Below are 11,984 nucleotides of genomic sequence, written 5' to 3' on the forward strand. Positions count from 1 at the left end.
CACCAGACGCTCCGCGAACGCTCCTCGCCACTACGAATAGACGGTACAGGCAACCGCGCTGCCTTGACTCACCGCAACGCACTGGCTCCCCTACAATGTAGGTAGTTCACCGCTTAACTTCAAACCATCTCTGATGGAGTCTGAACTACTGGTTGCGGTTGCGGTTGAAACATGAACAGTGAGTATACCACATCTCGGCGGATATTCACCATCATATCCAAGAAAAGTTCATATCCCTCGCTCTTGTACTCAATCAGCGGGTCTTTTTGACCGTAGCCGCGCAGTCCCACAGATTCTCGCAAGGCATCCATTTGTTGTAAGTGTTCCCGCCAGAGGGTATCAATTCGCTGTAAGATAAAGAACCTTTCAGCTTGTCGCATTAGTCCGGGCTGCACTTGGTCAACTTGAGCTTCCTTGTTGTCGTAGGCAATTCGCACCTGTTCGTGAAGGAAAAATTTAATTTCGCCAATTGTCATTTCCTCTAATTGATTTGGCTGCAAATCTTCCAGCAGATAGACGAATTCTTTGACTTTCTCAGCCAGCTTTTCTAATTCCCACTCTTCTGAGGGCAAGTCTGGGTTGATATAATAGTCAACGATCTCATCCATCGTTTTTTCGGCGTACTTGATTACCTGTTCTTTCAAGTCTTGCCCTTCTAGCACCCGACGACGTTCGGCATAAATAGCACGACGTTGATTGTTCATCACTTCGTCGTACTCAAACACCTGTTTGCGGATGTCGTAGTAATAGGTTTCGACTTTTTTCTGAGCGCCTTCTAAACTGTTGGTGAGCATCTTCGACTCAATAGGCATATCCTCTTCAACATTGAAGGCTTCCATTAAGCGGGCTACGCGATCGCCTCCAAAAATCCGCATCAAGTTATCTTCTAAACTTAAGAAGAATCTTGTCGAACCAGGGTCCCCTTGACGTCCTGCACGTCCGCGCAACTGATTATCTACTCGTCGCGATTCGTGGCGTTCTGTACCAATTACGTGCAAACCGCCTAACTGCACTACTTCTTCGTGTTCGCGACTTGTAAACTGTTCGTATTCGTGTTTGACGCGGTTATAAGCTTCGCGCAGAGTTTGAATTACTACGTCGTCAATTGGCGCTTTTTCTGCCGCCACAGCTACTTTCTCTTCTGCTTCTAATTCGGGTAAACTGCGCTCACCATACTCCCGCACCGCGACTTGTACAGCTTGTTTCAGCAGTTGTTCTGTTTCTTTTGACAGTTGGATGGGGAATACTTGTGGCGAAGCCTTCCAAGTTTTCACCTTCTTACCAGGGACAAAACCTTGTCCACCACCAGTGCCTGTAGGCAAACCCGCGTCTCTGTGGACACCAAAAGTATCTTCGTCTTCGGGTTGGACGATGCGGGGCATAAAGTATTCCCGCAGCTTCAGACGCGCCATATATTCAGAGTTACCACCCAAAATAATGTCAGTACCTCTACCAGCCATGTTGGTGGCGATAGTCACAGCACCTTTCCGTCCGGCTTGGGCGACAATTTCTGACTCTCGTTCGACGTTTTCTGGTCTTGCGTTGAGCAATTCGTGGGGAATATTTTGTTGCTTGAGAAGCCCGCTGAGATATTCTGATTTTTCTACGCTTGTGGTTCCTACCAGCACAGGTCTGCCGATTTGGTGCATTTCGGCGCATTCGTTAGCGATCGCCCGCCATTTACCCGGCTCAGTTTTAAAGACCATATCAGACAAGTCTTGACGCAGCCTTTTCCTGTTGGTCGGAGTTACCGTTACTTCCAGTTTGTAAATTTTTTCAAACTCAGGTTCTTCTGTCTTTGCTGTTCCGGTCATTCCTCCCAACTTGGGATACAACAAAAACAAATTTTGATAAGTAATCGTCGCCAAAGTTTGCGTTTCCGGCTGAATTTCTACGTGTTCTTTAGCTTCAATTGCTTGGTGTAGTCCGTCACTCCAACGTCGTCCTGGTAACACCCGACCGGTAAATTCATCGACAATTACCACTTCCCCATTGCGGACGATATAATTTACATCCTTGAGGAAAAGTTCTTTCGCTTTAATCGCATTGAAAACAAAGTGTGCCCACGGATCTTCCGGGTCGAATAAATCTCTTACTTCCAAAAGATTTTCCGCTTGAGCAAAGCCTTCATCGGTCAACAGCACGTTACGCGCTTTTTCATCGACCTCGTAATGCTCATCTTTTTTCAGAGTAAGTGAAATTTCCGCAGCTTGCAAATATTTTTCTGTAGGTCTTTCTACCTGCCCGGAAATAATTAGCGGTGTCCGCGCTTCATCAATTAGAATTGAGTCTACTTCGTCAATTACGCAGTAATTAAAGGGACGTTGCACAACATCTGCCATTGATGTTGCCATGTTATCACGCAGATAGTCAAAACCTACCTCGCTGTTAGTCACATAAGTGATATCGCAGTTGTAGTTTTTTTGACGTTCGGCGGGAGTCATATTTGCTTGAATTAGCCCCACACTCAACCCCAAAAAGCGATGCACCTGTCCCATCCATTCTGCGTCTCGACGAGCCAGGTAATCGTTTACGGTGATAACATGTACACCTTTACCGCTTAAAGCATTTAAATAACTTGGCAAAGTCGCAACCAGGGTTTTGCCCTCCCCGGTTTTCATTTCGGCAATTTGCCCTGAATGCAGGATAGCACCACCTAAGAGTTGCACATCAAAATGTCGCAACCCTAAAACACGTCTTGCTGCTTCCCGGACAACAGCATAAGCTTCGGGCAAAATATCATCTGTAGTTTCACCTTTAGCGAGTCGTTGTTGAAACTCTGCTGTTTTACCCTTTAACTGTTCATCAGAAAGAGCTTTAACTTCTTCTTCTAGAAGGTTAACTTCAGTAATGTAAGGTTGGTATTTTTTCAGCTTACGAGCGTTGGGATCGCCCAACAAAGTTTTTAGCATGGCGTTTGTTTTCAACTAAATCAAGAGGGGATGGAGATTAAAGGTTTGGCATTTATTATAAGCATTTAACCCAACCGAGCCGTGAGAGCGCAAGGTCGATCGGTTGAAGCAGGAGAATTAACTCAAAAACCTAGTCGCTTGTCGAGCCAATCAGTCTACTTAACGATTGGTTTAACTCATATCTTATAATTTGAAACTTATTTCATAGTATCATTTTGCCTTCAGCACTCGAAGGTTATAGCCAACCATGCGACTGTAGCGATCGCCCTACTTGCGGAGTGGAGGAGGGGGGGATGGGGGGAGGGGGGGATGGGGAGAGGGGGGGATGGGGGGATGGGGAGATGGGGGGATGGGGAGATGGGGAGATGGGGAGATGGGGGGAAAGAAGAATTATTCTCCTTGTCTTTTTGTCTCCTTGTCCCCCTTGTCCACGCCAGTCGCTACAACGGAGGAGACCTCCGCAACGCGCTGGCTCCCCTTGTCCCCCTTGTCTCCTTGTCTCCTTGTCTTTTTGTCCCCCTTGTCCCCCACTCCCCACTCCCCACTCCCCACTCCCCCACTCCTCCTACTTCCACTCTGAAGTCAGGCTGCGAAAGTTGAAGTCACTAGCGCTGGGATGACAGCTGACACAGCTACCTACTTGCACTGGGCGTGGTAGTTGCACTTTGGGATGCAAAGCTTTAAAATAGCGCGAATCGCTGAGGCGATACGGTGTTGGTTCTTCTTTGAGGTGGGAACGGGAAAAAGTTGACAAATATCTCCATACCAGGATGCGCGGTGGATCGACTAAAGGTTTGAGTTGTACGCCGTAGTGCTGCGAATCTTGCAGAAGGTTTTTCCAGGTTTGGGTGGGAAAAACAGCCGGGGAAAGGGCAATGTGACAAGTAGAGCAGTTTTCTAAATATAGTTGTTGTCCTAACTGATATTGTGCTGGCACTACGTCAACCGTGCCCACTTCTGACGTGTTTGTAGCACCTTGGACGTTAGTTGCCAAAAAAAGAAGCCAGCCCATAGCCAGACTCCACGCTAAAATTATCACCATTAAACCGATAGTTTTTCGTTTTGTTGGGCGGGATTTGCGCTTCACGAGATTTGACATTGCTCTGACTCACAGATATTTGAATGTGGCGCTTGAGCTAATCATAGGACTTATGCTGCGCTTGTGGTGTTTCTGACTTTGCTTAAATATTGCCGGATAACAATTTATTTGTCGTGTTATCAAATTAATCTGGTTAAATAAGTCAACTAAATTAAACATAAAATGCCATTATAGGGGGGTCCCCCCCTATTTTTAGTTTATTTAGGTTGAATTACTTATCAAATTAATCTTGTTAAAGATTTTTGCTTCTTGTTTTCACAGTTGCTGAGTTTGAGACGCGACTAACTCACGTAGCCAAATGTGTTGCGGATCGTAATGGCAACGCTCATGCCAAACCTGTATATAGTTGTAATTACCAAGTTCAATCGGTGGTTCAAGCACAGCCAGGTTTGTATATTTAGCAAACAGCATGGCAATTCGACGAGGCAAGGTAAAAATCAGATCGGTCTGTTGCACAATCAGAGGAACCGAGAGAAAATGCGGTATCTTCAACATCACTCGACGTTTTACGCCTAAATTTGACAACACATTATCCACATGGGTTTTAGTTGGACTCGGAACTATGTTTGCAGGCGTGATGAACCCGTGTGGCAAAGCAATGTAAGATTCAAGTGTAAAATTTGTTTGAGCGATCGGATGATCGGCGCGAATGACGCACAGATAATCTTCTACAAGTAACTTTTGGGATTTAAATTCCTCAGTTTCCGGTAGATTTAGAACTCCTAAACCTAGATCGATCACTCCATTTCGCAAGTCATCTAATATGTCAGAACGCCAATTATTGCATTCTAAATTCAGTTGAGGAGCTGCCCTGGAAATTTGATTTAAAACTGAAGGAAGAATCACGGCGGTTGCATAATCTGACGCACCTAATCGAATCGTGCCTTGTGCTGTTTTTGGATCAAAAACGGTTGGTTGAATTAACTGCTCAATATTTAACAAAATTTTTTGTAATGGCTCTAGTAACTCAAGAGCGCGTGGTGTAGGAGTCATGCCTTTGGCAGAGCGCACTAGCAGTGGATCGTTGAACACTTGACGCAATCGCCCAAGCGCATGACTGGTAGCGGATTGACTCAAACCAATTTTTTCTCCAGCATTCGTGACGTTACGCTCTTCGAGCAAGGCAGATAACACCAGTAGCAGATTAAAATCCAATGTTAATAAATCTATTTTATGCATATGTATCATTCATATCATGCATTTGACAAAGCATAGTAAATTCTCTAACATACATCTTATGTTTTTAAATGATTGCAGAAAAAGTCAAAATAATTGGTAATTTCAATCAGTGGGAGCTTGAATCCAGGTAATTGTTGACTGATTTCTCCTTGATGGTACAACCGAACAGTTTATCCGTGGAATTAATCGATGGTTGCAAAATCTAAAATTCCCAAGCCCCCGAATTTATCCGTGGGGTTAATCCAAAATCCAAAATCTAAAATCCAAAATTGCCTGACCGCCCAATTAAAAAACAGCGTGTTTGCAAATACCAATGAATTATGAATTATTAGGTCAAATTTCTCCGGGACTGGTACGAATTACAATTAATCCAATGATGCTAATTGGAGCGGGTGCTTTTGTGTGGATAATATACCAACTTCAAGCACTTGCCGAGCCAAAAAATATGTATGATACATCGCACTTGCGACTTATATTGCCAGGGTCGCAGTCAGTTATTATGCAATACTTTCCAAAGCTGATTGTGATGCAGGTGCAGACAGTTTTTACTACTATGTTGAAGCGGCAATTTTAAGAAACTTTTAAATTAAACTTCTCAAAACTTTACTGAAAAACCTATTGATAAATTGGTTACTTAGTATTATTGTACTTTAACAGAGTCAGATTTCAAACTATCTATTAACAATCGTGGTAAAAACTGATAATACCAGCGTGTCTGCTGCACAGAAGGATGATTATCCCGGACGTGCATACTTTATTCGGCATGGTGAAAGCACCAGTAACGAACGTAACATTTTTGCCGGGGTATTAGATGTTGACCTGACCGCATTTGGGAGGTTGCAGGCACGCCGTGCAGGTGTTGATATTAAGAAAAAAGGCGTGAAGTTTGATGCAGTATATGTTTCTCACATGAGACGGGCGCGACAAACTTGTGAAATCGCTCTTGCTGAAAGTCAAGCGCTGAAGTCGCCCGATATCCCTGTTCAAATCGACCATCGAATTAGCGAGAAATCCTTTGGCATTTTTGCGGGACGTAACCTGAATTTGCTGCGTCTTGCTTTGGGCTACGAAGGTTTCGAGGAAATGTTGCATTCCCATAACGAAGCACCTCCAGCAGGCGAGAAGATTGCCCAAGTTTACGGACGCGCTGCTTCTTTCTACGAAGAGCGGGTTGTACCGCACTTAAAACGGGGCGAAACTGTTTTAGTAGTCTGCCACCAATATGTATTAGAGCCTTTAGCACTTTATTTAAGCGATTTACCACCGACTGATTATAAACATCTGAAACTCCCCAATGGTAAAGCTCTCAGCGGTGAGGAGTTAGTCAAGTTTCGCGGCAAAGAATCTGGCGGTGCAGCTTCGGTGCGTAAACAGATCAACGATCTGTCAATTATGTGGGCAATTTTGCTGTATGCTGCTGCTTTCTTACTGGGAAGCTTGGTAAGGGCAGTCAGCGCTTCTGCGGTCGGAATTCCCTCAGAATTATTTCGAGCGATAATCGTTGTCTGTCTGGCGGCTTCAACGTTTTATACTTACCTAGACATTGACTTTGCAGCCAGTAAACGCAAAGTAACTCCAACTGTGAAGTATATAGTTTATGCGTGGATGTTGGCGAGATGGGTAGTTGGGCTAGCTTTAATATTTTCGGGAATTTTGTATCAAAGTCCCGGCGATTTGTACAAAGTTATGTGGGTGCTTTTTTGGATGGTGCCACCCGCCCTTACTTCCCCAGTTTTATCGGTACTTTGGGGCGGTAATCTTTATCCGTCGGCTATCTTATCAAGGACATTATCAATTATCGCTCCAGTGGCACTGATTGTGACATTTGGCTTGGCAAAACAATTACCAATTAACTCTTCGAGCCTGATATTTTTCGGTGTCATTCTAATTGTTGGTTTGGCAATACCGGGAGCTTTAGCCCAGTTTTGGCGTGACAAATCTCCTGTTGAATCAAATCACCACAGTAAGAATTGGAAATTTATTGGAGTGCTGGCGGTTGCATTCATGGCTTTAGCAACTGGCTTTCAGTTTACTCCATCAACATTTATCTCAGACTTATTTTACTCAACAGATGCAAACCGCTCTCTAGCTTGTCTGCAACAATTGGCAGTGGCAACATTAGTCTTTATCTTAATGCGCGTCTTTGCTGTATTAACTTCAGTGTTTACAAAAGACAAGCTGATCAAGGCAGAAGCGAGGGATGCTTATATCCTGCTTGTTAATCCAAACTTTTTCCTTTGGGCAGCTCTTTTCCTCGGAGTTAGTGCAACTGCAAATCCAGAAGCTGTAAGTTATGCAATTTTTTGGGCAGCATTAGGATTTTTCTGCATACCACTGGTCGAGCAGATATTGTTTATGAATTCATTTGGTAATGAATTATTGCGCGAAACACTGCGTTCTTCGAGAATGGCAACAGAAGATGTGAGAAAACTTTTTCATCAATTGGATACAGATGGAAGCAATGCACTCGATAAAGACGAAATTATGGAGCTTTTAGGGCGAATAGAAGATATGACAACAGGTGAACGCTCCTCTGAAGATGTTAGGAGGTACGTAACTGATTATCTTTTTGCCACTCTTGACTCCGATAAAAATGGGACGGTTGATTTGCAAGAGTTAGAAGAGTATGTATCAACCTACGGGTTAGTTGCTAACCTTAACGTTGTCTCTGCTGCTGCATCCCCAGTAACAACATAATCAAGCGAGGCAGAGTAAACGCATCTTAATTAGTCTTGACAAAACCCTTGGTTAGTGCATCCACGGAATCATAACTTATCGTTTTGCCCTGCCCTCATCCTCCAACTTTTTCTCCCATCACAAAACGCGAACTGCAAACAATAATGGATAGACGAACCTTACTTAAACTCTTTGGATTTGGGACGCTGGAAATTTCGTTGGGTGTCAGTTTCCCATCAAGAGTGTCTGCTGTTGGACAAGTTCACTGGGGCTATATCGGAGAAAGCGGTGCCCAGAATTGGGGGAACCTGTCTCCCGAATTTCAACTGTGCAAAACGGGAATCCGGCAATCGCCAATTGATTTGCACGGAGCAGTCCCAGCCCAACTGTCACCAATTGAAATTGATTATAAGGAAAGTCCTCTACGCATCGTCAATAACGGTCATACCATCCAAGTGAACTATGAACCGGGAAGCTCAATTAAGCTAGACGGTCAGACCTTTAACCTGGTGCAATTTCACTTCCACGACCCCAGCGAACACACCATTGATAAAAAATTATTTGACATGGAATTGCATCTAGTGCATCGCAGCGAGGCTGGTGCGCTAGCTGTGATTGGAGTGTTATTGAAGCAGGGACAACACAATGCTGCCCTGCAACCGATCTGGGACGCATTCCCAAGTAGCAATCAACCAGAGCAAGTAGTGAAGACAGTGAAGGTAAATGCAGAGCAATTTTTACCAAAAGACCGAAAAATTTACCGCTACTTTGGCTCTCTGACGACGCCACCCTGCTCCCAAGGAGTGAACTGGATTGTGATGCAGCAGCCTATCGAAATCTCACAAAATCAGATTCAGCGATTTGCCGACTTAATATCTATTGATGCCAGACCTGTGCAACCGCTAAACAATCGCTTTGTATTGCGTTCTTGAAGACCCGATTTTTAAGAAGCAAGTCAAGGTAGTTGAAAGAGAATAAACGTATTTGTAGGGACAATTCATGAATTGTCCCTACACCAAGCGACGAAACAATCCCCGATTTCTAACAAGCAAGTCAAGGGAGTTGAAAGAGAATAAACTGCAACGTTGTGTAAGTATCAAATTAGATAACCATGAAAATTTTTGCAATATCATTCATAGCAGCTCTTACTGGTTCTGATTTTTGGAAGCTCATTTTTAGTGCAGACATCTCTATCGTCAACACACCGATACCGCTGTTCAAAATAGTTTTTGTCGTCATTGTCCTCACACTTACCCTAGCGTTAAAACAAGTTTTCTCCGAAATTATCATTCGTAGAATCGAGCGTCTGACTAGCAAAACGCAAACCACCTTTGACGATGAGTTAGTCGAGATTATCAAGCAACCTTTAAACTGGCTGATTGTTATCGGTGGACTGTGGATAGTGCAGCTAATTCTGGCAGAAAATTTCGGAACAGAATTGAACGAAAAAGTAGAAGGGATTCTTAGGTTTGGTGCTTACGCTACCTTCGCCTTTATAGTTTACCGTGCCGCTCCTGTGTTGGGAGAGGTGCTGAAACAATTGGCGCTGAAAAGTGAAACCGAGTTAGACGATTTGCTCGTGCCTTATCTGCCGAAATTGTTTCAGGTGCTGGCGATCGCTATTATCTTGCTCAAAGCAAGTGAGGTGTTTTTGGGTGCATCAGCAGGCGCACTCATCGGGTTGATTGGTGGAGCGGGTGTTGCGATCGGTTTGTTATTGAAAGACCTGTTCTATGACTTGTGTTGTACCATCATTATCTACGTAGATAATCTGTTTCGACCCGGCGACCAAGTGACGATGCATGGAGTAGAGGGTTTAATTAAAGTGGAAAATGTTGGACTGCGAAGTACAACCCTTCGTATACTGACCAGAAACACTATCCAAAAAGTGCCGAATTCTAAAATGATTAATGGAGTAGTGGAAAATTGGTTCCAACCGATAGGAAATGATAATTCAATAGGTATCAACTTAACCCTAAAAATTGATGGTATTTCAGCAGAAAAAACCGAAAAATTTTGTATTGGTCTTCGAGAAATTCCCAAGTCAATTGATATCTTGACGGAAAAGTTTTTTATTTAGTTTAGCGAACTAAATCAAAATTCTCGTGTGATTAAAATTCGGGTTTTTGCTAATACTAATGGTAATTCCCAATTATACTTTGATACCATCGAAAAAGTAAACCTAGCGATACTGACTTTACTGGAGAAAGAGCAGATTAATCAATTCTCTTATTATCCGGTGCAACTCCAAACTAACCTTGGAGAAGCTCAAAATATTTATGATTACGCTCCCATTAATAGGTAAAAAGTGAAGAGCCTTCTTTCTTTTACCTTTTGCAGCAACGCCCACTTTCAATCCAAAACCTGCCTTGAATCTAACTTTTCTCAAGTATTTTCGCTTTTCTGCACACAACATAAATATGAGTTTCAGCAGACCTTGGCAGATTGTCATCAGCTTATACCTTTTCCACTTCTTCCAAGTTACTCCCGTACTTGCCGAGCAGTTGACGCTATCAGATCAATTCCCAGATTCTACTATTGCTGAAATGCCTACTCTCAACCAAGTAACCAGTGTTGATCAATTGACTGATGTGCAACCAACAGATTGGGCATTTCAAGCACTGCAATCTTTAATTGAGCGACATAGGTGTATTACAGGTTATTCAGATAGCACTTTTCGTGGTAGCCGTGCTTTAACTCGTTATGAATTTACAGATATTTTAAATTCTTGCTTGAATCGCCTCAACGAACTGATGGCAACTAAACTTGCCGACCAACTAACTCAAGAGGATTTATTTATAGTACAAAAACTACAAGAAGAGTTCGCTGAAGAATTGACAACTTTGCGAGTCAGAATAGATACTCTGGAAGCTCGCACTACTCAGCTAGAAGCCAATCAGTTTTCTACAACTACAAAGCTATCAGGTCAAGTCATCTTTGCAGTAAATGGAGGAGCATTTGAGGGCGATGGCGCAGGGCGCCCGCTTCGCGATGCTCCTTTAGGAGCCGCCAAGGGCGATCGCATTGTCAGCCCCACAGGTGCAGAGATCGCTCTTAACGACCCAAATATTGCCAGCCTTTACCGTGTTGTCTTGGATTTAGACACCAGTTTTCATGGTAGCGATCGCCTAAAAATTCGTCTTGAGACTGGCAGCAACGGTAGTCGTGATAACGCGGCTGGGGTTTTAGAGCCTTTTTTTGGCAGTGTTTTAGACTTTTCAGTGAAACCACCTAGCGATGGCAATATTGGCGTAGGTAGGCTGTATTACACTTTCCATCCAATTCAAGATTTTACAGTCTCTTTTGGTTCTAATATTCGTACTACAGACTATGTGGATCGCAACAGTCACGCCAATCTCAATTTCCGAGACTTTGCCACCCAAGCATTTATCAACAACTTTATTCTCTTGCCTATCAATGGACCGAGTACTGGAGCAGCACTTGATTGGAAACCTAAAGCCACACCTTTTAGGATACGTGCTGTTTACGCAGCAGCAGATGCACAAAATCCTCGCAATCAAGGGCAAATTAGAGGTTTATCCACGTTTATTCCACTGCTTTACTCTAACAATGCAGGCGATCGCGGTTTATTCGGTGATACTTACCAAGGTATAGTTGAATTTGAATATGCTCCTGACAAAGCTTTTGCTCTACGCCTCCAGTACACTGGGGGGCAAATGTTGAGTAACCGCTTTGATGTATTTGGGGTTAATTTTGAATTGGCACTTTCAGATAAGTTGGCGGTTTTTGGTCGTTATGGCTACGGTGATTACAGTAACACTACCTTCGGCGATCTCAATCCTCAATACTGGATGGCGGGTGTTGCATTCCGAGACTTATTGAAGCCGGGAGCAATAGCCGGTATTGCAGCCGGTCAGCCCTTTATTGAAGGTAATATTGGCAACGCTACTCAAACTAACTTTGAAGCATTTTATAACCTCCCGATTAACGATCGTATTCGGGTGACACCTCTAATTCAAGTGATTACCAATGCTGCCAATCAAAATACTAACGGCACTATTATGACAGGGACGCTAAGAACAGTCTTTTCTTTTTAACCAAATACAATATATCCAAATGTCTAAAGTCCAGAAATAACACAAAGAATATCAATAAAA

The 11,984-nt window shown here is 43.4% G+C and carries 9 protein-coding genes; 5 read left to right on the forward strand and 4 right to left on the reverse strand.

Annotated elements, in window-relative coordinates; all coding sequences use genetic code 11:
• Positions 1–119 precede the first annotated feature (119 nt).
• The 4 genes from secA to PI95_RS21450 form a co-directional block, all read right to left on the reverse strand.
• Positions 120–2,912, reverse strand: a complete 2,793-nt coding sequence (gene secA, locus PI95_RS21435) for a preprotein translocase subunit SecA (protein WP_039737600.1) — start codon at positions 2,910–2,912, stop codon at positions 120–122.
• 235 nt (positions 2,913–3,147) lie between these two features.
• The gene (locus PI95_RS21440; RefSeq protein ID WP_163519067.1) at positions 3,148–3,450 is read right to left on the reverse strand and encodes a hypothetical protein; all 303 of its coding nucleotides are present in this window, start codon (positions 3,448–3,450) and stop codon (positions 3,148–3,150) included.
• Between the two features lie 27 nt (positions 3,451–3,477).
• Positions 3,478–4,011, reverse strand: a complete 534-nt coding sequence (locus tag PI95_RS21445; RefSeq protein WP_039737598.1) for a cytochrome c — start codon at positions 4,009–4,011, stop codon at positions 3,478–3,480.
• A 255-nt stretch (positions 4,012–4,266) separates the two neighbouring features.
• Positions 4,267–5,190 (reverse strand): LysR family transcriptional regulator, encoded by a 924-nt coding sequence (locus PI95_RS21450; protein ID WP_052324654.1) that lies wholly within the window; start codon positions 5,188–5,190, stop codon positions 4,267–4,269.
• 313 nt (positions 5,191–5,503) lie between these two features.
• Here PI95_RS21450 and PI95_RS21455 point away from each other — a divergent pair, with 313 nt between their 5' ends.
• The 5 genes from PI95_RS21455 to PI95_RS21475 all read left to right on the forward strand — a co-directional run bounded on the left by PI95_RS21455 (position 5,504) and on the right by PI95_RS21475 (position 11,924).
• Positions 5,504–5,764 (forward strand): hypothetical protein, encoded by a 261-nt coding sequence (locus PI95_RS21455; protein ID WP_039737595.1) that lies wholly within the window; start codon positions 5,504–5,506, stop codon positions 5,762–5,764.
• A 113-nt stretch (positions 5,765–5,877) separates the two neighbouring features.
• Positions 5,878–7,887 carry a histidine phosphatase family protein gene (locus tag PI95_RS37240; protein ID WP_039737593.1) on the forward strand — a complete coding sequence of 670 codons (2,010 nt, stop codon included), beginning with the start codon at positions 5,878–5,880 and terminating at the stop codon, positions 7,885–7,887.
• Positions 7,888–8,030: 143 nt separating this feature from the next.
• On the forward strand, positions 8,031–8,798 hold the full coding sequence (locus PI95_RS21465) for a carbonic anhydrase (RefSeq protein WP_163519068.1): 768 nt from the start codon (positions 8,031–8,033) through the stop codon (positions 8,796–8,798).
• Positions 8,799–8,977: 179 nt separating this feature from the next.
• A complete protein-coding gene (locus PI95_RS21470; RefSeq protein ID WP_052324653.1) occupies positions 8,978–9,946 on the forward strand; it encodes a mechanosensitive ion channel family protein in 969 nt (322 codons plus the stop codon).
• A 340-nt stretch (positions 9,947–10,286) separates the two neighbouring features.
• Positions 10,287–11,924, forward strand: a complete 1,638-nt coding sequence (locus PI95_RS21475) for an iron uptake porin (protein WP_052324651.1) — start codon at positions 10,287–10,289, stop codon at positions 11,922–11,924.
• Positions 11,925–11,984 lie beyond the last annotated feature (60 nt).

This window comes from Hassallia byssoidea VB512170, assembly GCF_000817785.2.
GTDB classification, from domain to species: Bacteria; Cyanobacteriota; Cyanobacteriia; order Cyanobacteriales; family Nostocaceae; genus Hassallia; species Hassallia carrinoi.

What these genes read in the sequence shown, in the direction of transcription:
- PI95_RS21450 (WP_052324654.1), bottom strand. Translation starts at nt 5,190, where the DNA reads ATGCATAAAATAGATTTATTAACATTGGATTTTAATCTGCTACTGGTG.
- PI95_RS21465 (WP_163519068.1), top strand. Translation starts at nt 8,031, where the DNA reads ATGGATAGACGAACCTTACTTAAACTCTTTGGATTTGGGACGCTGGAA.
- PI95_RS21445 (WP_039737598.1), bottom strand. Translation starts at nt 4,011, where the DNA reads ATGTCAAATCTCGTGAAGCGCAAATCCCGCCCAACAAAACGAAAAACT.
- secA (WP_039737600.1), bottom strand. Translation starts at nt 2,912, where the DNA reads ATGCTAAAAACTTTGTTGGGCGATCCCAACGCTCGTAAGCTGAAAAAA.
- PI95_RS21475 (WP_052324651.1), top strand. Translation starts at nt 10,287, where the DNA reads ATGAGTTTCAGCAGACCTTGGCAGATTGTCATCAGCTTATACCTTTTC.
- PI95_RS21470 (WP_052324653.1), top strand. Translation starts at nt 8,978, where the DNA reads ATGAAAATTTTTGCAATATCATTCATAGCAGCTCTTACTGGTTCTGAT.
- PI95_RS21455 (WP_039737595.1), top strand. Translation starts at nt 5,504, where the DNA reads ATGAATTATGAATTATTAGGTCAAATTTCTCCGGGACTGGTACGAATT.